Origin of the sequence: Streptomyces cyaneochromogenes, assembly GCF_003963535.1 — a bacterium.
Lineage (GTDB): Bacteria > Actinomycetota > Actinomycetes > Streptomycetales > Streptomycetaceae > Streptomyces > Streptomyces shaanxiensis.
This window is the reverse complement of the sequence record NZ_CP034539.1, coordinates 2,944,554-2,970,808: the sequence shown is the minus strand read 5'-3', so window position 1 is coordinate 2,970,808 and position 26,255 is coordinate 2,944,554. Positions and strand designations below refer to the sequence as shown.

22 protein-coding genes are annotated in these 26,255 nt (G+C 72.2%); 9 read left to right on the top strand and 13 right to left on the bottom strand.

The window, feature by feature from the left end; all coding sequences use genetic code 11:
* Positions 1 to 54: 54 nt before the first annotated feature.
* The gene (locus tag EJ357_RS13200; protein ID WP_126391804.1) at positions 55 to 657 is read right to left on the bottom strand and encodes a hypothetical protein; all 603 of its coding nucleotides are present in this window, start codon (positions 655 to 657) and stop codon (positions 55 to 57) included.
* Positions 658 to 851: 194 nt separating this feature from the next.
* Here EJ357_RS13200 and EJ357_RS13195 point away from each other — a divergent pair, with 194 nt between their 5' ends.
* The 3 genes from EJ357_RS13195 to EJ357_RS13185 are packed head-to-tail and all read left to right on the top strand — an operon-like array spanning position 852 to position 2,927.
* Entirely contained in the window at positions 852 to 1,925 is a 1,074-nt protein-coding gene (locus EJ357_RS13195; protein WP_126391803.1) for a sialidase family protein, read from the top strand.
* Between the two features lie 37 nt (positions 1,926 to 1,962).
* On the top strand, positions 1,963 to 2,688 hold the full coding sequence (gene npdG / locus EJ357_RS13190) for an NADPH-dependent F420 reductase (RefSeq protein ID WP_126391802.1): 726 nt from the start codon (positions 1,963 to 1,965) through the stop codon (positions 2,686 to 2,688).
* A 53-nt stretch (positions 2,689 to 2,741) separates the two neighbouring features.
* Entirely contained in the window at positions 2,742 to 2,927 is a 186-nt protein-coding gene (locus tag EJ357_RS13185; RefSeq protein ID WP_126391801.1) for a hypothetical protein, read from the top strand.
* A 6-nt stretch (positions 2,928 to 2,933) separates the two neighbouring features.
* Here the strand turns inward: EJ357_RS13185 and EJ357_RS13180 are convergent, their stop codons facing one another.
* Entirely contained in the window at positions 2,934 to 3,734 is an 801-nt protein-coding gene (locus EJ357_RS13180; protein ID WP_126391800.1) for a site-2 protease family protein, read from the bottom strand.
* Between the two features lie 115 nt (positions 3,735 to 3,849).
* Here EJ357_RS13180 and EJ357_RS13175 point away from each other — a divergent pair, with 115 nt between their 5' ends.
* A complete protein-coding gene (locus tag EJ357_RS13175; protein WP_126391799.1) occupies positions 3,850 to 4,518 on the top strand; it encodes a DUF6578 domain-containing protein in 669 nt (222 codons plus the stop codon).
* A 134-nt stretch (positions 4,519 to 4,652) separates the two neighbouring features.
* Entirely contained in the window at positions 4,653 to 8,483 is a 3,831-nt protein-coding gene (locus tag EJ357_RS13170; RefSeq protein WP_126391798.1) for an AfsR/SARP family transcriptional regulator, read from the top strand.
* 47 nt (positions 8,484 to 8,530) lie between these two features.
* On the opposite strand, the gene EJ357_RS13165 is transcribed toward EJ357_RS13170, so the two are convergent.
* The 6 genes from EJ357_RS13165 to EJ357_RS13140 form a co-directional block, all read right to left on the bottom strand.
* Positions 8,531 to 9,355, bottom strand: coding sequence for an ABC transporter permease (locus tag EJ357_RS13165; RefSeq protein WP_126391797.1), 825 nt, complete (start codon positions 9,353 to 9,355; stop codon positions 8,531 to 8,533).
* Entirely contained in the window at positions 9,352 to 10,377 is a 1,026-nt protein-coding gene (locus tag EJ357_RS13160) for an ATP-binding cassette domain-containing protein (RefSeq protein WP_126391796.1), read from the bottom strand. Before EJ357_RS13160 ends, EJ357_RS13165 begins: the two co-directional genes overlap by 4 nt.
* A gap of 164 nt (positions 10,378 to 10,541) precedes the next feature.
* Positions 10,542 to 11,768, bottom strand: coding sequence for an MFS transporter (locus tag EJ357_RS13155; protein ID WP_126391795.1), 1,227 nt, complete (start codon positions 11,766 to 11,768; stop codon positions 10,542 to 10,544).
* A 97-nt stretch (positions 11,769 to 11,865) separates the two neighbouring features.
* On the bottom strand, positions 11,866 to 12,852 hold the full coding sequence (locus tag EJ357_RS13150) for an endonuclease/exonuclease/phosphatase family protein (RefSeq protein ID WP_407698516.1): 987 nt from the start codon (positions 12,850 to 12,852) through the stop codon (positions 11,866 to 11,868).
* A gap of 269 nt (positions 12,853 to 13,121) precedes the next feature.
* Positions 13,122 to 13,751, bottom strand: coding sequence for a TetR/AcrR family transcriptional regulator (locus EJ357_RS13145; protein ID WP_126391793.1), 630 nt, complete (start codon positions 13,749 to 13,751; stop codon positions 13,122 to 13,124).
* 124 nt (positions 13,752 to 13,875) lie between these two features.
* A complete protein-coding gene (locus tag EJ357_RS13140; RefSeq protein WP_126391792.1) occupies positions 13,876 to 15,465 on the bottom strand; it encodes an MFS transporter in 1,590 nt (529 codons plus the stop codon).
* Between the two features lie 204 nt (positions 15,466 to 15,669).
* On the opposite strand from EJ357_RS13140, the gene panB reads away from it, so the two are divergent.
* Positions 15,670 to 16,545, top strand: coding sequence for a 3-methyl-2-oxobutanoate hydroxymethyltransferase (gene panB / locus EJ357_RS13135; RefSeq protein WP_126391791.1), 876 nt, complete (start codon positions 15,670 to 15,672; stop codon positions 16,543 to 16,545).
* A gap of 465 nt (positions 16,546 to 17,010) precedes the next feature.
* Here the strand turns inward: panB and EJ357_RS13130 are convergent, their stop codons facing one another.
* Together EJ357_RS13130 and EJ357_RS13125 are read right to left on the bottom strand one after the other, a co-directional pair.
* Complete coding sequence (locus EJ357_RS13130; RefSeq protein WP_126391790.1) at positions 17,011 to 17,637, bottom strand: DUF305 domain-containing protein; 627 nt, start codon at positions 17,635 to 17,637, stop codon at positions 17,011 to 17,013.
* Positions 17,634 to 18,290, bottom strand: coding sequence for a DUF3105 domain-containing protein (locus EJ357_RS13125; protein ID WP_126391789.1), 657 nt, complete (start codon positions 18,288 to 18,290; stop codon positions 17,634 to 17,636). The genes EJ357_RS13130 and EJ357_RS13125 overlap by 4 nt, the downstream gene beginning before the upstream one ends.
* A gap of 209 nt (positions 18,291 to 18,499) precedes the next feature.
* Between EJ357_RS13125 and EJ357_RS13120 the strand changes: the two genes are divergently transcribed.
* Entirely contained in the window at positions 18,500 to 18,934 is a 435-nt protein-coding gene (locus EJ357_RS13120) for an Rrf2 family transcriptional regulator (RefSeq protein ID WP_126391787.1), read from the top strand.
* A gap of 13 nt (positions 18,935 to 18,947) precedes the next feature.
* Here the strand turns inward: EJ357_RS13120 and EJ357_RS13115 are convergent, their stop codons facing one another.
* The gene (locus tag EJ357_RS13115; protein WP_126391785.1) at positions 18,948 to 20,135 is read right to left on the bottom strand and encodes a globin domain-containing protein; all 1,188 of its coding nucleotides are present in this window, start codon (positions 20,133 to 20,135) and stop codon (positions 18,948 to 18,950) included.
* A 341-nt stretch (positions 20,136 to 20,476) separates the two neighbouring features.
* Here EJ357_RS13115 and glnA point away from each other — a divergent pair, with 341 nt between their 5' ends.
* On the top strand, positions 20,477 to 21,838 hold the full coding sequence (gene glnA, locus EJ357_RS13110) for a type I glutamate--ammonia ligase (protein ID WP_126391783.1): 1,362 nt from the start codon (positions 20,477 to 20,479) through the stop codon (positions 21,836 to 21,838).
* A 278-nt stretch (positions 21,839 to 22,116) separates the two neighbouring features.
* Here glnA and EJ357_RS13105 read toward each other — a convergent pair whose 3' ends face one another.
* Entirely contained in the window at positions 22,117 to 22,569 is a 453-nt protein-coding gene (locus EJ357_RS13105) for a VOC family protein (protein WP_126391781.1), read from the bottom strand.
* 2 nt (positions 22,570 to 22,571) lie between these two features.
* On the bottom strand, positions 22,572 to 23,093 hold the full coding sequence (locus EJ357_RS13100; RefSeq protein ID WP_126391779.1) for a pyridoxamine 5'-phosphate oxidase family protein: 522 nt from the start codon (positions 23,091 to 23,093) through the stop codon (positions 22,572 to 22,574).
* Between the two features lie 149 nt (positions 23,094 to 23,242).
* Here EJ357_RS13100 and EJ357_RS13095 point away from each other — a divergent pair, with 149 nt between their 5' ends.
* Positions 23,243 to 26,242 carry a bifunctional [glutamine synthetase] adenylyltransferase/[glutamine synthetase]-adenylyl-L-tyrosine phosphorylase gene (locus tag EJ357_RS13095; RefSeq protein WP_126391777.1) on the top strand — a complete coding sequence of 1,000 codons (3,000 nt, stop codon included), beginning with the start codon at positions 23,243 to 23,245 and terminating at the stop codon, positions 26,240 to 26,242.
* Positions 26,243 to 26,255: the final 13 nt, after the last annotated feature.

Genomic DNA, 26,255 nt, shown 5'->3' with positions numbered 1-26,255 from the left:
CCGTGGTGGAGGCAAACGGTTTTGCGGGCCCGGGAGGGAAAGGTGGGCGACCGGTCACCAGCGCGCAGGTGGCGGTGCCGTCAGTGACTCCGCCAGGCGGGACAGGCGGTCACGGAAGCGGCGGCGCCCTCTCGGAGGGGGCAGCGCGTTCTCGCCGGCGGCCGCGCTCACCAGGTGCTGCACGGTGTCCAGGTCCAGCTCGGAGGCCTCGGGGACGGCCAGCGTCTCGTGCGCCATGGCCGTCAGCTCGCCCTCGTCGGCGCCGAGCGCCAGCACCGTCGCCCCGGCCCGGCGGGCGTCGTGCACCCCTTCCAGCAGCGGCGCCCCGGGCCCTGTCGGCGACACCACCAGCAGCGTCTCCCCGCGCCGCGCCGCCGCCAACCGGCCGAGGCCGACCGCCAGATGCGCCGGATCCGAGGCGCGCGCGTCATGCCGTACGAGAGTCGGGGCCAGCTCCGGCGTCCCCGACCACGCGGCCTCGTCCACCAGATGGGCCGCCAGATGCCACGGCTCGTACTCCCGCGTGCCGACCAGCAGCAGCCCGCCCCCGTGCGCCACCGCCGACGCCCGCAGCGCCCCCGCGAAGCGCCGTGTCTCGCCCAACCACTCGGTCCCGGCGAGCACTTCACGCAGCAACGCGACACGTACGGCGTCCATACGACCGCATCCTGCCGCAACCGACCACTCGTGACCCGGAGTTCACCACGAATTCGCCCGACTTGGGCAGACGGATCCGTTACCCCGCACAACCGTCCGTGCCCCACCCCGCACAACCGTCCGTGCCCCGGCCCGGGCCCGGCCGCCACCACCGGCGACCGAGCCGCGGCGACCGGCCATCCGAGGAGCCCGCCATGACAGAGACCAGTGTCCCCTTCCGCGCCCGTCACGAGGGCTACGCGAGCTTCCGTATCCCGGCCGTCGTCACCACCTCCGCCGGCACCCTCCTCGCCTTCTGCGAGGGCCGCGTCGAGTCCGCCGCCGACCACGGGCAGATCGACATCGTGCTGAGGCGGTCGACGGACGGCGGCCGCACCTGGGGTCCCCTCCAGGTGGCCGCCGACAACAACTGGCACCTCGCCGGCAACCCGGCCCCCGTCGTCCTCGACACCGGCCGCATCCTGCTCGTCTACATCCGCAACCACGCCCACGCCACCGAGGCCGGGATCCTGCGCGGCGAGGTGAGCGACGCCGACGGCCGCCGGATCTGGGTGCGGTACAGCGACGACGACGGCGTCACCTGGTCGAGCTCGAAGGAGATCACCGCGCAGGTGAAGCGGCCCGGGTGGCGGTGGTACGCCACCACGCCCGGCCACGCGATCCAGCTGAGCACCGGCCGGGTCGTCGTCCCCGCCAACCACACGATCCCGCCCACCGGCGCCGACATCGGCACCGAGCCCAGGTACAACAGCGGCCACTGCCTGCTCAGCGACGACCGGGGTGCCACCTGGCGCATCGGCTACGTCGACGAGAACACCGACGGCTACATCAACGTCAACGAGACCACGGCCGCCGAACTCCCCGACGGCCGCGTCTACTTCAACACCCGCAACGACTCCCCGTCCCCGGGCAACCGCGCCGACGCGTACTCCGAGGACGGCGGGGAGACGCTGGTGAGACCCTTCCGCCCGCAGGCCGGCCTCGTCGCCCCCATCTGCGAGGGCAGCGTGCTCCAGCTCCGCGACCCCGACGTCCTGCTCTTCTCCGGCCCCGCCGACCCGGCCGCCCGGGCCCTGATGACCATCCGCGCCTCCACCGACGGCGGCGTCACCTGGCGGTCCGCGTACACGGTGGACGGGCTGCCCGCCGCGTACTCGGATCTCGTACGGATCGACGCCGGCACGGTCGGACTCCTCTACGAGACCGGCGACTTCGGCCCGTACGAGAGCATCGCCTTCCGGCGGGTGCCCGTGAGCCGGCTCACCTGAGCCGACGGGGCGGCCGGGGCGGACGTAAAGTCCACCCATGACCTCTACCGACAGTGCACAGCAGCCCACCGACGCCCCCGCGAAGGCCCCGGCCAAGGACCCCTGGGACCTCCCCGACGTCTCCGGGCTCGTCGTCGGCGTGCTCGGCGGGACCGGGCCGCAGGGCAAGGGCCTCGCCTACCGGCTCGGCAGGGCGGGCCAGAAGGTGATCATCGGCTCGCGGGCCGCCGAGCGCGCCCAGGCAGCCGCCGAGGAGCTCGGGCACGGTGTCGAGGGCGCCGACAACGCCGAGTGCGCGCGGCGCAGCGACATCGTGATCGTCGCCGTGCCGTGGGACGGCCACGGCAAGACGCTCGAGTCCCTGCGCGAGGAGCTGGCCGGCAAGCTGGTCGTCGACTGCGTCAACCCGCTCGGCTTCGACAAGAAGGGCGCCTACGCGCTCAAGCCGGAGGAGGGCAGCGCCGCCGAGCAGGCCGCCGCCCTGCTGCCGGACTCGCGGGTCACGGCGGCCTTCCACCATCTGTCGGCGGTGCTGCTGCAGGACCCGGAGATCGACGAGATCGACACCGATGTGATGGTCCTCGGCGAGGTGCGGGCGGACGTCGAGATCGTCCAGGCACTGGCCGGCCGTATCCCGGGCATGCGCGGCATCTTCGCGGGGCGGCTGCGCAACGCCCACCAGGTGGAGTCGCTGGTCGCGAACCTGATCTCGGTGAACCGGCGGTACAAGGCACACGCCGGGCTCCGCGTCACGGACGTATGAGGGGATGGGGGACACTGGTTCCGTAGCAGTGTCCCCCGAAGGAGCCGACTGAGATGCCCCGCCTTGGTGTGTACGCCCTGATTGTCTGTCTGCTCGCCGTGGCCGCGGCCGTGGTCTCCTTCGTCCAGGGCAGCCTGCTGGGGATCGTGTGGGTGCTGCTGGCGGGGCTGTCGTCGAACATGACCTGGTACTACGTCAAGACCGCCAGGGACGCCCGGCGGGACTCCGCCACCGGCTGACCGGGGTCACGAGCCCATCGTGCAGAGCTCGTTCGAGTCCCGCCAGAAGCGGAACAGGTCGTAGCCGCAGTACGTCTCGAAGTCGCTGATCCCGAGGCCGCGCAGGGCGGCGTCGACCATGTCGAAGAACACGCCGTTGATCTCCGGCACCCACAGCAGCGCGAACACGAACAGCAGGCCGAACGGGGCGAACGGCTCCACCTGGCGCTTGACCTTCTGCGACAGCCAGGGCTCGAGCACGCCGTAGCCGTCCAGACCCGGGACCGGCAGGAAGTTCAGGATCGCGGCCGTGACCTGGAGCAGGGCGAGGAAGGCGAGCGCGAACCGGAAGTCCCGCGGGACGCCGTCGAGGGCGTCCAGCCAGAACGGGGCGGTGCAGACCACGGCGAAGAGGACGTTGGTCAGCGGCCCCGCCGCCGAGATCAGACTGTGCCGCCAGCGGCCCCGGATCCGCCCGCGCTCGATGAAGACCGCACCGCCGGGAAGTCCGATGCCGCCCATGATCACGAAGATGACCGGCAGCACGATGCTGAGCAGCGCGTGCGTGTACTTCAGCGGGTTGAGCGTGAGATAGCCCTTCGCCCCGACCGAGATGTCGCCGCTGTGCAGGGCCGTACGCGCGTGTGCGTACTCGTGCAGACACAGGGACACGATCCAGGCGGCCGTCACGAACAGGAACACGGCCAGGCCGGGCTGTTCGGCGAACCCCGTCCAGGTGGCCCAGCCGGTCACCGCCGTGACGGCCAGGATCCCCACGAAGACGGGGCTGATCCGCCGGTCGCTGCGGCGGGTGAGGGCGGTGGTCATGGGGCTCCCTGAAGTCTCGTACCCGCGCGGGGACCGCGGGGGGACTGCCCGACCGTACCGGGCGTACGGGGAAAACGTCTCGCGGTGGGGCCTTGGTTCCGGGGAGGGTGGGGGCATGGGGCTTTGGCATGTGTTCTACGACGACTGGCAGATGGAGTGCTGCGGTACGCCGTTCAAGGTGGGCGACGAGGTGAGCTGGCCGCTGCTCATGAGCGACGCCGACGGCAAACTGGGCGGCCGCTGGCACGACCAGCTCACCAAGATCGCCGGTCCGGTGGAGGACCTGCCGGCGAAGGGAGGCGCGGTCCGGGTGGCCCGGGACGACAACGGCCTGACGGTCGCCCTGCACCAGGAGCCGGTCGCCCTCGTCCCTCAGGAGGACCTGGGCGAGGTGGCGCCGGGCGACCGGATCCGTCTGGTCGGCCTGCTCACGGTCGAGTGCCACACCGGCGCCGACCTGCCGGACACCCGGGGGTGGGTCCGCGCGATCCAGGTCGTCACCCAGGGCTGGGCCGAGACGGCGCCGGGTTCGCCCACGCGCGAACCGGTCCCCGGGGAACGGTCGCTGAGGCCGGTGTGGGAGTGCCCGAAGTGGTTCGGGGACGCCGGCGTGGGCGTGATCGTGACCCTGGAGGTGCCGGGCACGGACTCGTGGCTGTCCCATGCGCTGCGCGAGGCCCGGGGCATCCCGCACACCGCACCGGGCAGGGAGGTGACGGGCCTGCCGCCGGCCGCCCTCGCGGACCTGCTGGAGACCCTGAGCACCGTCCGGGAACCGCGCTGAAGCCCGCGCCCGCCCCCTCGCGCGCCGCGCTGAGACGGCCGTACACCCCTGGCGCGCCGCGCCGAAACGGCTCCACCCGCCCTCGCGCGCCGCGCCACTGAACCCTGTGACCGTCCCCGATCCGACCAGAGACAATGGACCCCGTGCGCTACCGCATCCTCGGCACCACCCAGGCTCTCCGCCCCGACGGCACCCCTGTTCCGGTGGGCGGGGCGCGGTTGCGTGCCCTGCTGACCGTGCTGGCGTTGCGGGGCGGGCGTGCCGTGCCCGTGAGCCGGCTGGTCGAGGAGGTGTGGGACGGGGATCCGCCCGCCGACGCGTCGGGCGCGCTGCAGGCGCTCGTCGGCCGGCTGCGGCGGGCGCTGGGCGCGGACGCGGTGGTCTCGGCCGAGGGCGGGTACCGCCTCGCCGCCGCGCCCGAGGACATCGACCTGTACCGCTTCGAGCGCCTCGCGGGTGAGGGCACGCGCGCGTTGGCCGACGGCGACCTGGCCAAGGCCGCCGTCGCCCTCGACGACGCCCTCGCCCTGTGGCACGGCCCCGCCCTCGCCGACCTCCCCGACCGCACCGCCGAGGCGGCCCGCCAGGAGACCCGGCGCCTCGACGCCCTGCGCGCCCGCCACACCGCCGCCCTCGCCCTCGGCCACGCCGAGCACGCCCTGCCCGAACTCACGGCCCTGTGCGACACCCACCCCCTGGACGAACCCCTCCAGGCCCTGCGCCTGCGCGCCCTGCGCGACGCGGGCCGCACGGCGGAGGCGCTGGCCGCCTACGACGCCGTACGACGACTGCTGGCCGACCGGCTCGGCTCCGACCCGGGGCGGGAACTTCGCGCGCTGCACGGGGAGTTGCTCCGGTCGGGGGCGGATACGGACGGGGGTGGTGCGGGGCAGGGTGCGCGCGACGGGGGGCGATTCGCCCCGGGTGCGCGGCGGGGCTCCCGTGACGGGCGTGGGGCCGGGGTGGACGGTGCTGCCGACGTGGAGGGACGTCCTCCGAGGTTCGCGGGCGGCGGGGCGGGGGCGTCCGGCATGCCGGGGGGCGCAGGTGCGGGCTGGGGCGCCGGCACGCCAGCTGCGCCGAGCGACACGGGCACGGGCACGTCCGGCAGGGCGCCCGGCGAAGGTGCCGATACGTCCCGCCCGGCGCCCGGTGCAGGCCCGGGAGTTCGGCGTTGGCCGAGCGGTTCCGGCGCGGGCGCACCCCGCACGTCGACCCACCCCGCCGTTCCCGCCGCCCCCGATCCTCGCGCCCCGGCCGATCAGAGCGGGGCGCCTGTCCCCGGTTCCCCGGACGGTTCCGGTGCCCCTTCCGCCCCCCGTGCCCGCACCGCGGCCGCAGCCGATGCCGCACCCGGCCCACTCCACTCCCTCGACTCCCGGACCGGCCCCGGCGAACCCCCTGCCCAGGCCCGCGCCGCGGGTACGCGTCCCGGCACCGCGCCCGCCCCGCCCACCGGCAACCTCCGGGCCCGCCTCACCTCCTTCGTCGGCCGGGAAGCGGACATCGACGCCATCCGCGGCGACCTGACCGCCGCCCGTCTGGTGACCCTGCTGGGCCCCGGCGGCGCCGGGAAGACACGGCTGTCGCAGGAGGCCGCCGAGAGCGGGCGGGACGCCGCCCCGGACGGGGTGTGGCTGGCCGAGCTCGCGCCCGTCGACGACCCGCAGGCCGTGCCGGAGGCCGTGCTCACCGCCGTCGGCGCACGGGAGACCGTGCTGTACGGCGCCGGTGCCGAGGCCATGCGGGCCGGGTCCGACCGGCACGACGACCCCGTCGAGCGGCTCGCCGAGCACTGCGGCAAGCGCCGCATGCTGCTCATCCTCGACAACTGCGAGCATGTGGTCGAGGCCGCCGCCCGCCTCGTGGAGGAGCTGCTGGAGCGCTGCCCGGCGCTGACGGTGCTCGCCACGAGCCGTGAACCCCTCGGCGTACCGGGGGAGTTGCTGCGCCCTGTCGACCCGCTGCCCGAGCCGGTCGCGCTGCGGCTGCTCGCCGACCGGGGAGCCGCGGCCAGGCCCGGGTTCCGGACCGACACCGACGAGGAGACCGCCGCGGCGTGCGCCGAGATCTGCCGCCGCCTCGACGGCCTTCCCCTCGCCATCGAGCTCGCGGCCGCCCGGCTCCGCGTGCTGACGCCGCGTCAGATCGCTGACCGGCTCGACGACCGCTTCCGTCTGCTCACCTCCGGCAGCCGTACCGTCCTGCCCCGCCAGCAGACCCTCCGCGCGGTCGTCGACTGGTCCTGGGAGCTGCTGGACGAGGACGAACGGGACGTGCTGCGGGGCCTGTCCGTGTTCGCCGGCGGATGCGAGCTCGCCGCCGCCGAGGCCGTGTGCGGACCCGGCGCGCTGGAGGCGCTCGGCTCGCTCGTCGACAAGTCCCTCGTGGTGGCGGCCCCTTCGGGGGACGGGGAGATGCGCTACCGGCTGCTGGAGACCGTCGCCGAGTACGCCGCCGAACGGCTCGACGAGACCGGCGGGCGGGCGGAGGTCGAGCGCGCGCATCTGACGTACTACCGCGAACTCGCCCGCACCGGCGAGCCTTCGCTGCGCGGCGCCGGACAACTCGCCGCCATCCGCCGGCTCGAGCGCGAGAGCGAGAACATCCGCGCCGCCCTGCACCACGCCGTGGCCGTGCGCGACGAGCAGGAGGCGATGTGCCTGGTGCTCTCGATGGCCTGGTACTGGCTGATGCGCGACCAGCGCGTCGTCGCCCGCAACTGGGCCCGGGAGATCCAGGACCTCGGCCCCGACCCCTTCAGCGAGCCCGTCCGGCCCGCCGCCCCGATGTGGGAGCGCTGCATCACCACGCCGCCGCCCTGGACCGGCGAGGTCCTCGCGGAGGCCCGGCGCGGCGTCCACCTGGTCCATCTCGCCTGTATGGACACCGAGTTGGAGGCCTGGCAGTCGCCCGAGGGGCAGCGGAAACTGCGCGCTGTCGGCGGGACGTACCGGCCCGGACTCCCGCAGGGGTGCCGGTTCCCCGGCTCCCTGTGGTTCTACGCCGTCCTGCTCACCGGGGATCTGGAACGGGTGCGGACGATCATCGACGCAGCCGTCGACACCTGCCGGGGCGTGCCCGGATACGAGTGGGACCTCGCCGCCAATCTGCAGATGCGGGCCAATCTGCTCGCCAACCGCACCGAGTGGTCGGGCGACGCCACCCGCGACGCCGACGAGTCGCTGGCCATCTACCGCCGCCTCGGCGATCTGTGGGGCACCGCGGAGGCGCTCGCCGCACGCGCCGAGGCACATGAGCGCAGGGGCGAGTACCGGATGGCCGCCGCCGACTACGAGGCGGCGCTCGAAAGCGCCGCACACCTCGGCGCCCGCGGTCACACGGGTGTGCTCAAGGCCCGGCTCGCCAGTGTCCTCATCGAGGCGGGCGAGGCCGAGCGGGGAGAGCGCTTGCTGCGCGAGGTCCTCGACCAGGCGGGCGGCCCGCACGACCAGTCGATGCCCTTCGCCCGGCTGATCCTGGCCGGCCGGCTCGGCATGACCGGCCGTGTTCCCGAGGCGCGTGAGCAACTGCGGCTGCTGCGCGAGCAGTTCAAGATCGCCCACTTCATCGTCTTCGACGCCTTCATCCTCGGTGCGGAGGCCTGGCTGGACGCGGCCGACGGGCGCTATCCGGAGTCCCTGGAGCGGATCAGAGGGGCGCTGGAACGCGCCGAGGACCCGCTGTCCCAGGCCATCGCCCCACAGATGCGCTCGGGGTATCTGACCACCGCCGCGTACGCCCTCGCCCGCGTGGACGGCGGCAGCCGGGCCCACGACGCCGCCCGCTGCCTCGGCGCCGCGGACGCGCTGCTGCCGCCCCGGCACGTCCCGTCGTCCCAGGAGCGCGAGGTGTACGAGCGGGCGGTGGCGGGCACGCGCGCGGCGCTCGGCGACGCCGCGTACGAGGCGGCGTACGCCGAAGGCGGCGGCCTCTCCTCCGTGGAGGCCGCCGCCCTCGTGTGACCGGCGCCGACGGCTGGGGTCCCCGAGGCCTTCAAGGCACCGGGGAGTCAGCTCTTGGTGCGGAACTTGTGGATTGCGATCGGCGCCATCACCGCCGTGAGCCCCACCGACCAGCCGACCGTCACCCACACGTCGTGCGCGATCGGGCCGTTGCCGCCCACCATCAGCCCGCGCGCGGCGTCCGCGAGCGAGGACAGCGGGTTGACGTCGGTGAAGGACTGCAGCCAGCCCGGCATCGAGTCGGTCGGCGCGAAGATCGACGAGCCGAACTGGAGCGGCATCAGCACCAGGAAGCCCAGCCCCTGCACGGACTGCGCGTTCTTCAGCACCACGCCGAGGGTGAGGAACACCCACATCAGCGCCGAGCCGAACAGCGCGGCCAGCGCCACGGCGGCCAGCAGCCCGCCCCAGTCGGTGATGTCGAAGCCGACCAGGACACCGACGATCAGCATGATCGTGGTCGCGATCATCATCCGCAGCAGTTCCACCGCGATCTTGGCGAAGAGCACCGAGCCCCGCCCGATCGGCAGCGACCGGAAGCGGTCCATGACGCCGGTGTTGAAGTCCTGGTTGAACCCGGTCCCGACCGACATGGCCATGCTCATGCCCATCATGGCCATCATGCCGGGCACCACGTACTGCACGTAGGCGTGCTGGTCGCCGCCGAGCGCCTGCCCGATGGAGCCGCCGAAGACGTACACGAACAGCAGCGTGAAGACGATCGGCATCAGGATGGCGTCGAACATCGACTCCGGGTCCTGCCGGATCCACAGGAGGTTGCGGCGCACGAGCGCACCGGTGTGCCGCAGATGTGCCCGCAGCGGTATGCGGACGTCGCCGGTGGTGGGCGTGGCGGTGGTGGTGGCGCTCATACGGCGACCTCCTCGCGGTCGTCGGCGGGCACGGCGTCCTGCGGGGCACTGGCGCGGTGGCCGGTGAGGGACAGGAACACCTCGTCCAGGCTGGGCAGTTCGGTGGTGATGGAGGCGAGCGTGACGCCGCGCGCGGTGATGGCGCCGATGATGGCGGTGAGCTGCTCGTCGCTGAGGATCGGGACGAGCAGGGTGCCGGTCTCGGTGTCCACGGTGGTGGTGGCGAGGCCGGTGATGCCGAGCTCGTCCAGGTACCCGGCGAGCGGGCGCAACTGCAGGGCATCGGTCGGCCGCACCCGCAGGGTCCGCCCGCCGACCTTGGCCTTGAGCTCCTCGATGCCGCCGCCCGCGATGACCTTGCCCCGGTCGACGACCGTCAGCTCGGAGGCGAGCTGCTCGGCCTCCTCCATGTACTGGGTGGTCAGCAGCACGGTCACCCCGTCCCCGACCATGGCCTTGACCTCGGCCCACACCTCGTTGCGGGTCCGCGGGTCGAGTCCCGTGGTCGGCTCGTCGAGGAACAGCACCTCGGGCCGCCCGATCATGGAGGCGGCGAGGTCGAGCCGCCGCCGCATACCGCCGGAGTACGTGCCGGCCGGGCGCTTGGCCGCCTCGGTCAGCGAGAAGCGCTCCAGCAGCTCGTCGGCACGCGTGCGTGCCTCCTTGCGGGGCAGGTCGAGCAGCCGCCCGATGAGATACAGGTTCTCCCAGCCGGGGAGCTTCTCGTCGACGGAGGCGTACTGCCCGGTCAGCCCGATCACCCGGCGCAGTTGCCGAGGCTGCCTGAGGACGTCGTACCCGGCGACGGTGGCCTGCCCGGCGTCCGGTGCCAGGAGCGTGGACAGGATCCGCACCAGGGTGGTCTTCCCGGCACCGTTCGGCCCGAGCACACCCATGACGGTGCCCTCGCGCACCGTGAGGTCGACACCGTCCAGAGCCTTGGTCTCGCCGTAGTGCTTGACCAACCCCCGCACGGTCACGGCGCTGCTCACGCCGTCGGGGTTCTTGTCGATTCGCGTCATGTGCACGACGGTGTCAGCGGCCACCGACAAACGACCGACAGATCACCGACAGCGCCGACAGGCCACCGACAGCGCGTCAGCGGCGCGACGGTGGCGCGGCGTACGCCGAGGGGGCGCCCGGTGATCACCGGACGCCCCCTCGGCAGTCGTAGGGCTCGTGGAACTCAGTGCCCAACCGTCTCCACCTGCTGCGGGACATGCCCGGCGACCACCCGCTCGCGCCCGGCCCGCGGAGCGGCGGCAGCCCGGCGCCGGTCCACCGCGTACGCGGCACCCGCGACCGCCAGCCCGAGCACGGCCAGCGCCGCCCCGGCGAGCGCCGGAGACGTCGCGCCGAAGCCGGCGGCGAGGGCGAGGCCGCCGATCCAGGCGCCGCCCGCGTTGGCGAGGTTGAAGGCGGCCTGGTTGGCCGAGGAGGCCAGGGACGGGGCCGAGGAGGCCTTCTCCATCACCATCAGGTTCAGCGGGGTGCCGGTCACGAACGCCGCCATGCCGAGCAGGGCGACCGCGAGGGCCGCGCTCCACGCCGTGGACATCAGGAGCGGGAACAGCGCCAGGACCGCGGCCAGGGAGAACAGGCCGCCGAACAGCGTCCTGCGCATCGCGTGGTCCGCCAGCCGCCCGCCCAGCAGGTTGCCGATGGTCGCGCCCACGCCGAACAGCGCGAGCAGCAGCGTCACGCTGGCGTCGGCGTATCCGGCGGAGTCGGTCAGCATCGGCGTGATGTAGCTGTACGCGGCGAAGAGCGCGCCGAAGCCCGCGACCGTCGTACCGAGGGCCAGCCACACCGGCAGGGACTTCAGCGCGGCCAGCTCACCGCGCAGCCCGGCGGACGGCGCCGGCACCCGGTCGTGCGGGATCAGCAGCACGAGCGAGGCGATCGCGGCCAGGCCGATCGCGCTGACGCCCAGGAAGGTCGCCCGCCATCCCAGGTGCTGCCCCATGAGGGTGGCGACCGGCACGCCCGCGATGTTGGCGACGGTCAGGCCGAGGAACATCAGGGACACCGACCGGGCCTTGCGCTCCGGCGCGACCATGCTCGTCGCGACCACCGCGCCGACGCCGAAGAAGGCACCGTGCGGCAGGCCGCTCACGAAGCGGGCCACGAGCAGCCAGGAGTTGTCCGGCGCGAGGGCGGACGCCGCGTTGCCCGCCACGAACAGCGCCATCAGCCCGATCAGGACCGTACGGCGGGGCATCCGCGCTGTGACGGCCGCCAGCAGCGGGGCGCCGATCACGACGCCGAGCGCGTAGGCCGACACCAGGTGTCCGGCGGCGGGGATGGATATGTGCAGGTCGTCGGCGACTTCGGGCAGCAGGCCCATCATCACGAACTCGGTGGTGCCGATGCCGAAGGCGCCGACGGCGAGGGCGAGCAGGGCCAGGGGCATGAAAGCAGCCGTGCCTTTCCGGGGAGAGAGCGGAGTTCCGTACGAAGTTTATGTTCAGCTTCGGAACAAAGGCTCTCAGGCCCGGTATTCCGTCCGGTTACGAGGACGTGTCGACCTTCACACGAGCAGCCACCGGAAGGTGGTCGCTCCCCGTCTCCGGCAGCGTCCACGAGCTCTCCGGCTCGACGCCCCGCACCATGATCTGGTCGATCCGCGCCATCGGGAACGACGCCGGCCAGCTGAACCCCATCCCGCTGCCCGAGGCGCCCTGGGTGGAGCGCATCTGCGCGGTCACGGCGTTGAGCGCGCGGTCGTTCATCGTGCCGTTCAGGTCGCCGAGCAGGACGACCCGCTCGAGCGGCTCGTCGGCGATGGCCTCGCCCAGCGCGTCGGCGCTCTTGTCACGCTGCCGGGCGGTGAACCCGGCCTCCACCTTGACCCGCACCGACGGCAGGTGGGCGACGTACACCGCGACCTGCCCGGACGGCGTGGTCACCGTGGCCCGCATCGCACGGATCCAGCCCAGCTTGATGTCGACGGGCTTGACGCCGCTCAGCGGGTACTTGCTCCACAGCCCGACCGTGCCCTGCACCGAGTGGTACTTGTACGTCGACGCCAGCGCGTTCTCGTACGTCGGGACCGCCGTGGCCGTCAGCTCCTCCAGGGCGACCACGTCCGCGCCGGACGATGCCACGTCCCGGGCGGTGCCGGACGGGTCGGTGTTGTCGGCGTTGACGTTGTGCGTGGCCACCGTCAGGTCGCCGCCGGTGCCGGTCTTGTCGGTGAGCTGGCCGCCGAAGAGGTTCAGCCACACCAGCGCCGGGATCAGCACGGTGATCAGCGCGGTCGCGGACCTGCGGACCAGGGCCAGCAGGAGCAGCACCGGGACGAACAGGCCCAGCCAGGGCAGGAACGTCTCGGTCAGGCTGCCGAGGTTGCCGATCGTGTTCGGGATCTGCGCGTGCAGCAGCATCACCAGGGCGAGGATCACCGCGAGGGCGGCCAGCACGATGCCGCGCCGCCAGACGCCCCGGTCGCCGCTCAGCAGGCCGGCGCCGAGACGGCTCTTGCGCAGGCGGTTCATCAGGCGTCGGGGCCCGGATTCCCGGCGCTCGGGCCCCGAGCCGCCGCTGTCCGTATCCGTCACGTACGCCTGCTGCGCCATACCGTCGCCTCACTACCTGCCGTGCACACCGTCGTCCCCCCGCGCCCAAAGAAACCCTAGGGGATGATCGGCTCCGTTCCTGCCGTTCTCATGACGGCCGTACGGGGGCGAGGACGTACAAGTCCCCTTCGCGAGTTCCGGTCGCGGCGGGGGAAAGCGCGCTCTGTGACGAAACGCGCACATGCGATCTACGGGGTGCGTGAACTGACGGGCCGTAGACCTTCGAGCACGGCGTCGACCATCTGCTCCGCCAGCCCTTCCGGAAGGTCGGCGTCCGGGCGCATGACGGCACGCACCAGCATCGGGCCGAAGATCATGTCGTTCATCACGTCGACGTCGATGTCCGTGCGCAGTTCGCCGTTCTCCTGGGCGCGGCGCAGGATCGCGTGCTGCTTCCTGCGCCGCGGCTCGACGACGTTCGCGTGATAGGCGTCCCAGATCTTCGGGCTGCTCTTCATCTGGGCGATGACGTTGTGCAGGAGCACCGGCGAGCGGGTCATCAGGCCGCGCCGGCGCAACTGCTCCATGAGCGCCACGAGATCGTCGCGCACCGAGGTGCCGGGCAGTTCGGGGTCCGGGGGTTCGGCGGCCCGCACGACGTCGACGAAGAGCGCCTCCTTGCCGCTCCAGCGGCGGTAGATGGTGGCCTTGCCGACGCCGGCGGTACGGGCGATGCGCTCGATGGACAGCTCCGCGAGCGGCACGCCCTCCTCCAGCAGCTTCAGAACGCCCTCCATGATGGACCGCTCCACGGCCTCGCTGCGGGGGCGGCCCCTGCCGGGGCCGTCCTGCCGGGGGTGGCTGTCGGCGAGGCTCACTCGAACTCGGTCCTTTCCGTGGGCTGTGCTGATTCTCCCTGGTGTACGACGGCTGCGGGTACGAGGCGCGGTCCGGAGCGTGTCCTTTCGGCCCGGCGGGTGTCCGGCCGGCCCGGTGCGTGTCCTACTCCGCGGCGGCCAACTCCCGTGGCGCCCCCCCCTCCTGAGGCGCCGTCGGCCGCCCCGGCAGGAACAGCGCCACGACCACCGCGCCGAGCACCGCGACGCCCGCTCCCCACAGCGCCGTGACGTGCATGGAGTGCAGGAAGGCGTCGTGGGCCGGGCCGACGAGGGCCTCGCCCCGCTGCCCGAGCCGGTCCGCGACGCCCAGCGTGGCTTCGATGGACTCGCCCGCCGTGTGCCGCACGCCCTCCGGCAGCACCGTGAGCCGGTCCTCGATGCCGCCCCGGTAGGTGGCCGACATGACCGAGCCCAGGACGGCGATGCCGAGGGCGCCGCCGACCTGCCGGAAGGTGTTGCTGAGCGCGGAGGCGGAGCCGGCCTTCTCGCGGGGCAGGGCCTGCATGATGACGACGCTGAGCGGTGTCATGATGTGCGCCATCGCGGCGCCCATGAGGAAGAACACCACCTCCAGGATCCAGATCGGCGTGTCCGCCTCGAACGTGGCGAAGGCGGTCAGGGTGGCCGCGATGAGCAGCATGGCGCCGGTGGTGGTGGCCCGGTTGCCGAACCGGTCGACGACGAGCCGGGCGCGCGGCGCGAAGAGCATCTGGGCGGCGGCGAGCGGCAGCATCAGCAGGCCGGTCTCCAACGGCGAGTAGCCGCGCACGCTCTGGGTGTAGAAGACCGAGAAGAAGGTCACGCCCATGAGGGCGAAGAAGACCAGCGCGATGACGCCGATCGCGGCCGAGAAGACCTTGTTCCTGAAGTACGTGACGTCGATGGACGGATGGTCGCTGCGCTTCTCGAACACGACGAAGCCGACGAGGACGGCGAGACCGGCGGCGATCGTCGCGAGGACCGTCACGTCCGTGAAGTCGGCGAGCTGGCCGCCCTTGATGATGCCGTAGACCAGCAGGACCAGGCCGACCACGGACAGCACGACGCCGACGGGGTCGATGCGGCCGGGGTTCGGATCCCGCGAGTCCGGGACCAGCCACACCATCAGCGCGACCGCGATCAGCACGATCGGCACGTTGATGAGGAAGACCGAGCCCCACCAGAAGTGGTCGAGGAGCAGGCCGCCGGTGATCGGCCCGATCGCGATGGCGAGCCCGACGCCGCCCGCCCAGATGCCGATGGCCTTGGGCTGCTCGTCGCGCTCGAAGACGTTCATCAGGACGGCGAGCGTGGCCGGCATGACGAAGGCGGCGCCGAGGCCCATCACCGCGCGGAAGGCGATGAGCTCGCCGGGCGAGCCGGAGAACGCGGCGAGGGCGGAACCGATGCCGAACACGGCCAGCCCGCCGAGCAGCACCTTCTTGCGGCCCAGCCGGTCACCGAGGAGACCGGCGCTGAACAGCAGGCCCGCGAAGACGAGCGTGTAGGAGTTGATCGCCCACTCCAGCTCGCTCTGGGTGGCGCCCAGGCCCGTCGGCGCCGGAGTCGAGATGGTCTTGATGGCGACGTTCAGGATCGAGTTGTCGAGGACGACGATCAGCAGGCTGAGCATCAGCACGCCGAGGATGGCCCAGCGGCGCCGGTGCACGGCCTCCGGTATCCGGGGGCCGGTGTCAGAGGCGGGAGAAGTCATGGCGTCGAGCGTAGGAGATTTTCGATACGGCACCGTCTCGTATCGTAAATTTTTGCCGAGACCTTACGCGGATCCGGGGCGCGGCGGAGCCGGGGGCGGAACTCACACAGGGGGGCCTGGTTCTGCTCGGCACGAAGTGCCACCATGGAGGGGATCCGGGGACGCCGTCAGGGCGCCTCGAGATGACATGAAGGAGCCGTTGCAATGACGCAGCTTTCGGCTGCCCAGACGCCTCAGGCGAAGCCCTCCGACGGCAGCAAGGCGCTGTACGGGGGGAAGGGCACACGCCGTATCACCGTCCGCGACATCGCGCTCGCCAAGGAGCGGGGCGAGAAGTGGCCCATGCTCACCGCGTACGACGCGATGACCGCGTCCGTGTTCGACGAGGCCGGTATCCCGGTCATGCTCGTCGGCGACTCCGCGGGCAACTGTCACCTCGGGTACGACACCACCGTGCCCGTCACCCTCGACGAGATGACCATGCTGTCGGCGGCCGTCGTACGCGGCACGTCACGCGCCCTGATCGTCGGCGACCTGCCCTTCGGCTCCTACCAGGAGGGCCCGGTGCAGGCGCTGCGCTCGGCGACCCGGATGGTCAAGGAGGCCGGGGTCGGCGCGGTCAAGCTGGAGGGCGGGGAGCGGTCGTACGACCAGATCCGGCTGCTGGTCGAGTCCGGCATCCCGGTGATGGCCCACATCGGCCTGACCCCGCAGTCCGTCAACGCCATGGGCTACCGCGTCCAGGGCCGCGGCGAGGAGGCGGCCGCGCAGCTGCTGCGGGACGCGAAGGCGGTCCAGGACGCGGGCGCGTTCGCGGTCGTCCTGGAGCTGGTGCCGGCGGAGCTGGCGGCCGAGGTGACGCGCACGCTGCACATCCCGACGGTCGGTATCGGCGCCGGTTCCCAGACCGACGCGCAGGTGCTGGTCTGGACGGACATGCTGGGCCTGACCGGCGGCCGCGTCCCCAAGTTCGTCAAGCAGTACGCCAACCTCCGCGAGGTCATGGGCAACGCGGCGAAGGCGTTCGCGGAGGACGTCGTCGGCGGAACGTTCCCGCTGGAGGAGCACTCCGTCCACTGATCCCGGTGGGGATCCGCCCCCCCTGAACCACTGCGGCACCAAAGCGCCCCGCCGATCTTCCCCCGTCGGCGGGGCGCCCCGTTTCCCTAAGGTGCCGGTCAGCGGCGGTACGACTCCACGTAACCGCCCGAGCCCGGTCGGACACGGCCTCCGCGTAGGGCGGCGAGGCCGGCGCGTCCCGGCCCGCGAGGTAGACGCGTACGGCGACCTGGGCGCCGTCCGAGGCAGCGCCGCGGTCCGCCCTGGCCGTGGCCCACGCGGGCCTAGTGCCGACGAGCGTGTCCCAGCCAGGGTTGCCCGCGGCGTACGCGGGCCGGTGGCCACTCTCGCGACGAACCGTTCACGCGGGGGGGGAATGCCAGGCCCAAGAAGGTCCCAACCAACCTGATGACAAGGCCATTTCGACGGCCCGACAGGACCGAAGGACCGGCAGGGCCGGCAGGCCCTGCGGGCGCGGCCGGACGGCTACGGGCGCGGCTTCGCGCCCCGGTCCGCCAGCATGTCCTTCATCAGGGCGATCTCCGACTCCTGCCCGTTCACCATGCCCTGGGCGAGGCCCTTCTCCACATCGACCGTGCACTTGTCGACGCAGCCCTCGGCCATGTGGATGCCGCCCTTGTGATGGTCCGTCATCAACTGCAGATAGAAGATCTCCGCCTGCTTGCCGCTGAGGCTCGCGAGCTTCTTCATCTCCGTGTTGGTCGCCATGCCCGGCATCAGCGCGCCGTCCTCGCCGGAGGCCATGTCGCCCATGCCCATCCAGGTCATCGGCGCGTCCGAGGACACCTTCGGCAGCTTCCACAGATCCAGCCAGCCCAGCATCATGCCGCGCTGGTTGGCCTGCGTCTGTGCGATGTCGTACGCGAGCCGCCGCACTTCCTCGTCCTTCGTGCGGTCGCGCACGATGAACGACATCTCCACGGCCTGCTGGTGATGTACCGCCATGTCCCGGGCGAACCCGGCGTCCGCCGAGTCGCGGCTCGGGGTGCTGCCCGCGCCGCCGTCGCCGTCGGCAACCGCGTAGGTGACCGCGCCGGCCGCGACCAGCACGGCCGCCGCGGTCCCCGCTATCCATCCGACGTGCTGTTTCACTCCGTCAGACCGCCCGTGCAGACCGCGCCCTTCTCGGGCGTCTGCTCACCCTGGACGTACGTCTCGAAGAACTTGTCGACGTTCGGGTCGCTCGCGCTCGTCACCGTGCGCTGGTGCCCCCATGCGCTGAGCATGATCGGGTCCTTCTGCTTCTCGTCCGGGCTCATCAGCGAGTACGGCGTCTTCTTGACCTTCTCCGCCAGCGCGGCGACATCGGCCTTGGAGGCCTTGCTGGTGTACGTCACCCACACCGCGCCGTGCTCCAGCGAGTGCACGGCGTTCTCGTTCTTGAGTTCCTTGGTGTAGACGTCGCCGTTGCAGTTCATCCAGGCCGCGTGGTGGTCGCCGCCGACCGGGGGCTCCATCGGGTACGTCACGCCGGTCTTCACGTGGGTCTGGGTCAAGGTCTTGTTCCAGGTCTTCACGCCGTCCTTGCCGGTGACGAACTTCCCGGGCGTCTTGTCCGCCTGTGCCTTCTCCTCGGACTGCGACTGGATGAGGACGACACCGCCGACGACGAGACCGGCGACGACCACCAGGCTGGCCCCGATGGTGAGGATGCGGTTGCGCCGCTCACGGGCCTGCTCGGCGCGCCGCATCTCCTCTATTCGCGCTTTGCGCGCGGCGCTGCTCTTGTTCTTGGCGGAGCCCATGAGGCGTGCCCTTCTGGGAGGGGTGGGACGGTCGGGTTCGCTGATCGTAATGGGGGAGGTGTGACCTCCAGTAGTGCGGTCAGCCGGAAAGGCCGGAAAGGCCGGATGGGGACCGGGGCCCGTCCGGCCATCTGACCGGTCGCTTCGATCGCCGGATATTCTCGCCGGATATTTTGAACCGGGGATGCGCATTATCTACGCTGCAGTTCATGCGGTTGTTGCGCTCCACCGACCTGGCACTGCGGCTCCTGATGCGGCTCGCCGTCCTGGGCGACGCCACGCCGACGACCCGCGAGGTCGCGGCGGACATGGAGGTGCCCTACACGCACGCCGCCAAGGTCGTCGCCGAGCTTCAGCACATGGGCCTGGTCGACGCCCGCCGGGGCCGCGGCGGCGGGCTCTCGCTCAGCGACAAGGGCCGTACCGCGTCGGTCGGCGCGATCGTGCGCGCCTTCGAGGGGGACGGCGACGTCGTCGAGTGCGAGGGCGACAACCCCTGCCCGCTGCACTCCGGGTGCCGGCTGCGGGGCGCGCTGCGGCGGGCCCAGGAGGCCTTCTTCGCCTCGCTGGACCCGCTGACGGTGGCCGACGTGACCGCGGACCCCACCGGCCCGCTGCTCCTGCAGATCGGCCGCGCGACCTAGCCCCGCACGGGCCTCAGCCCTCCTGCCCCAGCCAGAGGTCCGGCCCGAACACCTCGTAGTGGATGTCGGCGGGCGCCACGCCCTGCTCGATCAACTGCGCCCGCACCGCCCGCATGAAGGGCAGCGGACCGCACAGGTACGCGCGCGTGCCCCGCGGTACAGCGAGGTCGGTCAGGTCGACCAGCCCGGTGCCGTGGGAGCCGTCGGCGTCCGTCTCGTACCAGAAGTGCGCCGAGGCGTCCGCGAGCTTCTCGGCGTACACCTCGTGGTCGGCGCGCAGGGCGTGCTCGGCGGGGGAGCGGTCGCCGTGCACGACGATCACCCGGCCCTCGTGCCCGGCGTCCGCGAGCTCACCCAGCATCGCGACCATCGGGGTCACGCCGATGCCGGCGGAGGCGAGCAGCAGCGGGGCCTCGGTGCCGGCGAGTACGAGATCGCCGTACGCCGCCGAAAGGCGCAGGCGATCGCCGACCCGCACGCGCGCGTGGAGGTGGTTGGAGACCTCGCCGTCGGGCGCGGCGGCGCCGCCGCGCACCCGCTTCACGCTGATCTGGCGCACCGGCGATCCGGGCGCGGCGGACAGGCTGTACTGGCGTGTCTGCCGGGCCCCGTCCGCCAGTTCGACCTGGACGGAGACGTACTGCCCGGCCCGGAAGCCGGGCGCCGGGCGGCCGTCGGCCGGGCGCAGCCGGAAGGTGGCGACGTCGGCGGTCTCCTCGACGCGTCCGACGACCTCCCACTCCCGCCACTCGCTCCCGCCGCGCTCCGCGTACAGCCGCTTCTCGATGGCGATGAGCGCGTTCGCCATCAGCCAGTAGACCTCGTCCCAGGCGGCCGCGACCTCGGGCGTGACGGCCTCGCCGAGCACGTCGGCGATGGCGGCGAAGAGGTGCTCGTGGACGAGGGCGTACTGCTCCGCCGTGACGCCCAGGGAGGCGTGCTTGTGAGCGATGCGGCCCAGCATCGCGTCCGGCCGCTCCTCGGGGTGGTCCAGGAGGTACGTCGCGAAGGCGGCGATCGACCCCGCCAGGGCCTGCCGCTGGGTGCCGGCCGCCTGGTTGCCGCGGTTGAACAGGTCGCGCAGCAGCTCGGGGCGGGCGGCGAACAGCCCGGCGTAGAAGCGCTCGGTGATCTCGGCGAGGGCTGCGCCGACCGCGGGGAGGGTGGCACGGACGGTGGCGGCGGACTGTTCGGACAGCATCGGTTCTCCTCAGGGTCGACGGGGCGGTGCGAGGGTGACCGCCCGCCTTCATTAAAACTTGCATCTGGGATGCAAATTAAAGCGGGGTGGGTCTTGGGTGGGTCATAAGGGGCCGGGCATTACGGATGTCGGTCCGAGCAGGCAAGATGGGCGGAAGAGCACTTCACCGCGTGCCGCGGCAGGACACCTGCCGTATGCCGGGCGTTCAGTCCGAGGTCGCTCCGGCGATCAAGGTGCGCAACGCGCCTGAAATGGTGTTGTGGTGTGATGCTCAGGTGCCCGACCGCCTCCTGCGGTACCGGAGACAGGCGGCCTGACCAGCAAGGATGGGGAAGCGGAAGATGGACAAGCAGCAGGAGTTCGTGCTCCGGACGTTGGAGGAGCGCGACATCCGGTTCGTACGGCTGTGGTTCACGGACGTGCTGGGCTTCCTCAAGTCCGTGGCCGTGGCCCCGGCCGAGTTGGAGCAGGCCTTCGACGAGGGCATCGGCTTCGACGGCTCGGCGATCGAGGGCTTCGCCCGCGTATACGAGTCCGACATGATCGCCAAGCCGGACCCGTCGACGTTCCAGATCCTGCCCTGGCGCGCCGAGGCGCCCGGCACGGCCCGGATGTTCTGCGACATCCTCATGCCGGACGGCTCACCGTCCTTCGCGGACCCGCGCTACGTCCTCAAGCGCGCCCTGGCCCGCACCTCCGACCTGGGCTTCACCTTCTACACCCACCCCGAGATCGAGTTCTTCCTGCTGAAGGACCGCCCCCTCGACGGCTCTCGCCCGACCCCCGCCGACAACTCCGGCTACTTCGACCACACCCCGCAGAACATCGGCATGGACTTCCGCCGCCAGGCGATCACCATGCTGGAGTCGATGGGCATCTCGGTCGAGTTCTCCCACCACGAGGGCGCGCCGGGCCAGCAGGAGATCGACCTGCGCTACGCCGACGCGCTGTCCACGGCGGACAACATCATGACGTTCCGCCTGGTCATGAAGCAGGTGGCGCTGGAGCAGGGGGTCCAGGCGACCTTCATGCCGAAGCCGTTCTCCGAGCACCCGGGCTCGGGCATGCACACCCACCTGTCCCTCTTCGAGGGCGACCGCAACGCGTTCTACGAGTCCGGCGCCGAGTACCAGCTCTCCAAGGTCGGCCGCTCCTTCATCGCGGGCCTGCTGAAGCACGCCGCGGAGATCGCGGCCGTCACCAACCAGTGGGTGAACTCCTACAAGCGCATCTGGGGCGGCTCCGAGCGCACCGCCGGCGCCGGCGGCGAGGCCCCCTCGTACATCTGCTGGGGCCACAACAACCGCTCCGCCCTGGTCCGTGTCCCGATGTACAAGCCCGGCAAGACGGGCTCCGCGCGCGTCGAGGTCCGGTCGCTGGACTCGGGCGCGAACCCGTACCTGGCCTACGCGATGCTGCTGGCCGCAGGCCTCAAGGGCATCGAGGAGGGCTACGAGCTCCCGCCCGGCGCCGAGGACGACGTGTGGGCCCTCTCGGACGCCGAGCGCCGCGCGATGGGCATCGAGCCGCTGCCGCAGAACCTCGGCGAGGCGCTGACGCTGATGGAGCGCAGCGACCTGGTCGCCGAGACGCTGGGCGAGCACGTCTTCGACTTCTTCCTGCGCAACAAGCGCGCGGAGTGGCACGAGTACCGCTCCGAGGTGACCGCGTTCGAGCTGCGGAAGAACCTGCCGGTGCTGTAGGGGCTCCCGACGGGTGTGCGGGCCGACGGCGATGAGCCGTCGGCCCCGCTGACCTCCCGGCCGGCCGGCAGCCGGAGTGCAAGGGCGGCGGGCTCGAGACCCAGAACCCCGGAGGGAACGCTCCCGGCGGCTTCGACAAGTGACCGACTCGACCAGCGCCGCGGTGTACATGCGCCGCGGCTCTTGCGTGCCCGCTGCCGCCGCGGGCCGATGTGGCCACCCGCGGCGTCCGACAGCGGATCGGGGCGCGGGGTCCCCTCCCACGCCCCTCGGCCGCGTTACCGCGGTCGCTTGTCCGCCTGCTCCGCCAGCAGTTGGTGCAGCGGCTCCGTCACCCGGCGCCGGTACTCCTGGATCGACCAGCCGTTGCCGTCCGGGTCCTTGAAGTACATGAACGTCGCGCCGTCGTCCGGGGCGTACTGGACCGGCTCCGAGACCTCCAGGCCCCGTTCCACCAGTTCCGCCCGGGCCGCCTTGATGTCGGCGACGCAGAGTTGCAGGCCCTGGTAGGAACCGGGCTCGGGTACGGTTTCGCCCTTGGTCATGTCCCAGATGCTGTCGCCGAGGGCGATCGAGCAGCCCGAGCCCGGAGGCGTCAGCTGGACGATGCGCATGCCCGGCATGACCTCCTGGTCGATGTCGACGTGGAAGCCGACCTTGTCCCGGTAGAAGTCGCGGGCCCGGTCGATGTCGCTCACGGGCAGCGGGATCACTTCGAGGGTGAAGTCCATCGCTAGTCCTCCATGGTGAATCGCCAGCGGGTCTGGCTGAACGGCTCCCCCTTACCGAAGCCGAAAACGGTGCCCGGCGCCACCGAAAAGACATAGGCGTGCCCCGGCCCGTGCCGGAAGCGGCCGTTGTCCACCTCGAAATGCCAGAAGCTGCCGTACTTCGCCTCCCACTCCGCGGCCAGTTCGCGTAGTCGGCCGTCGTCGGTGACCCGCACCGCCTCGCCCTCGACCACGAGGTCGTACCCCTTGTCCCAGGTGTTCGTGCCGGTCGTCAGGACGACGTGCGGGTTCAGCGCCAGGTTCCGCGCCTTGCGCTCCTGCGGGCCGGTGCAGAAGTGCAGCGCCCCCTGCGACCAGACCGCCGGCAGCGGGGTGACGTGCGGCCGCCCGTCCGGCCGTACCGTCGAGATCCAGAACAGCTCGGCCCCGGCCAGCAGCTTCTCGGCCTCGGCCCAGTCGGTCGCCGTGGCCCTCTCGTCGCTGTAGCGCGCATCCAGCCGGGTCTGCGGTTGCTTGTCGGTCATCGGGACGCCCTCCAGACATGTCGTCGCACAAGGCTGACCGCGCGGGCCGCCGGAACTCATCGGCGCCACTCCCAGGTACTCCGGTTAGGCTCGTCCGCGTACGACCTTGATCGGGCGCGTACGAACCTGATCGGAACGGGAGGCCGACCATGACGGCGCCGGGGCGCAGGAGCAGTACCTTCACGCGGCTGCTGCGGCACGGATTCACCGACCCGTCGGCCGCCGAGCGGCTCCTGGAGAGCGCCGAGCTCGCACCGATCAGAAACGACCCGGTCCTCCTGGAGGCCCTCGGCGCCACCGCCGACCCGGACCTCGCCCTGCACGGTCTCGTCCGGCTCCTCGAAGCGCAGCCCGACCCCGTCGCCCAGCGGCAACTGGTGGACACGGTGATAGCGGCCAAGCCCCTGCGCGACCGGCTGCTCGGTGTGCTCGGCGCCTCCTCCGCGCTCGCCGACCACCTCGCCAGGCACGCCGACGACTGGCAGGCGCTGGTCATGTACGAGCCGCGGGACCTGCACCCGGAGGTGGAGGAGTTCGAGCTCGGCCTCGCCGAGGCCACCGACCCGGTGTCCCTGCGCGTCGCCTACCGGCGCTGTCTGCTGTCCATCGCCGCCCGCGACGTGTGCGGCACCACCGACGTGGCCCAGACCGCCGCCGAGCTCGCCGACCTCGCCACCGCGACCCTGCGCGCCGCGCTCGCCATCGCCCGCGCCGCCGCGCCGGAGGACGCCGCGCTGTGCCGGCTCGCGGTGATCGCGATGGGCAAGTGCGGGGGTCACGAGCTGAACTACGTCTCCGACGTCGACGTCATCTTCGTCGGCGAGGCCGTGGACGGCGCGGACGAGGGCAAGGCGGTGCGGTCGGCCACCAGGCTCGCCTCGCACATGATGCGGATCTGCTCCGAGACGACCGTCGAGGGGTCCATCTGGCCCGTGGACGCCAATCTGCGGCCCGAGGGCCGCAACGGTCCGCTGGTGCGCACCCTCAGCAGCCACCTCGCCTACTACCAGCGCTGGGCCAAGACCTGGGAGTTCCAGGCGCTGCTGAAGGCGCGCCCGGTCGCGGGCGACATCGAGCTGGGCGAGGAGTACGTCGCCGCGCTGGAACCGCTGGTCTGGAAGGCCGCCGAGCGGGACAACTTCGTCGCCGACGTGCAGAAGATGCGCCGCCGGGTCGTCGAGAACATCCCCGTGGCCGAGGTGGACCGCCAGCTCAAGCTCGGCCCGGGCGGGCTCAGGGACGTCGAGTTCGCCGTACAGCTGCTGCAGCTGGTGCACGGCCGGGACGACGCGTCCCTGCGCAGCGGCACCACGCTGGACGCGCTGCAGGCGCTCGCGGCGGGCGGCTACGTCGGCCGTGCCGACGCCGCCCAGCTCGACGACGCCTACCGCTTCCTGCGCTCGATGGAGCACCGCATCCAGCTCTACCGCCTGCGCCGCACGCACCTGGTGCCCGAGGACGAGGCCGACCTGCGCCGCATCGGCCGCTCGCTCGGCCTGCGCGTCGACCCGGTCGCCGAGCTGAACCGCGAGTGGAAACGGCACGCGAGTGTCGTACGGCGTCTGCACGAGAAGCTCTTCTACCGCCCGCTGCTCGACGCCGTCGCCCAACTCGCCCCGGGCGAGGCCCGGTTGAGCGCCGGGGCGGCGCGCGAGCGGCTGATCGCGCTCGGGTACGCCGACCCCGCCTCCGCGCTGCGGCATCTGGAGGCGCTGGCCTCCGGCGTCACCCGCAAGGCGGCCATCCAACGCACCCTGCTGCCGGTCCTGTTGGGCTGGTTCGCGGACTCGGCGGAGCCGGACGCGGGCCTGCTGAACTTCCGCAAGGTGTCGGACGCGCTCGGCAAGACCCCTTGGTATCTGCGGCTGTTGCGGGACGAGGGCGCCGCCGCCGAGAACCTCGCCCGCGTCCTGTCGGCCGGCCGCCTCGCCCCCGACCTGCTGATGCGGGCGCCGGAGGCGGTGGCCCTGCTCGGTGACGGCGACGGCGGTTCCGGTCTGGAGCCGCGCTCGCGCGGCCACCTGGAGCAGGAGATCCTCGCCGCGGTGGGCCGCGCGGACGACGCCGCGCAGGCGGTCACGGCGGCCCGCGGGGTGCGCCGCCGCGAGCTGTTCCGTACGGCCGCCGCGGACATCATCGACTCCTACGGCACCGAGACCAAGCCGGCCGAGGCCGACCAGGGTGCCCTGGTGGACCGCGTCGGGGCGGCGGTGTCCGACCTGACGGCGGCGACACTGGCGGGCACCCTGCGTGCGGTGGTGCGGGAGGGGTGGGGCGACGAACTGCCCACCCGGTTCGCGATCATCGGCATGGGGCGGTTCGGCGGGCACGAGCTGGGCTACGGCAGCGACGCGGACGTCGTCTTCGTGCACGAGCCGCGGGACGGCGTCGACGACCAGGAGGCCTCGGCGGCCGCGAACCGGGTCGTCTCGGAGATGCGCCGGCTGCTGCAGATCCCGAGCGCCGATCCGGTGCTGCTGATCGACGCCGATCTGCGCCCGGAGGGCAAGTCGGGGCCGCTGGTGCGCACGCTGAACTCGTACGACGCGTACTACCGCCGGTGGTCCCTGATCTGGGAGTCACAGGCGCTGCTGCGGGCCGAGACGGTGGCCGGTGACGAGGAACTGGGGCGGCGTTTCATCGACCTGATCGACCCCCTGCGCTACCCCGCCGAGGGGCTGGGGGAGGACGCAGTGCGGGAGATCCGTCGGCTGAAGGCCCGCATGGAGTCCGAACGGCTTCCTCGCGGCTCCGATCCCAAGCTGCACACCAAGCTCGGTCCCGGCGGTCTCTCCGACGTCGAGTGGACGGTTCAGCTGCTGCAGCTCCAGCACGGCTGGGCGGAGCCGGGGCTGCGGACGACACGGACGCGGGAGGCCCTCGCCGCCGCGTGTGCGGCCGGGCTCCTGCCGGCCGAGGAGGCGGCCGTCCTGGACGAGGCGTGGGTGCTGGCGACGCGGGTGCGCAACGCCGTGATGCTGGTGCGGGGGCGGGCCGGGGACACCTTCCCGTCCGATGCCCGGGAGGTGGCGGCGGTGGGGCGGTATCTGGGGTACGAGCCCGGTCATGTGGGGGACATGCTCGACGCGTACCGGCGTACCACGCGTAGGGCCCGGGCTGTGGTGGAGGAGCTGTTCTACGGGGCGTGAGGGTGCGGTTCGG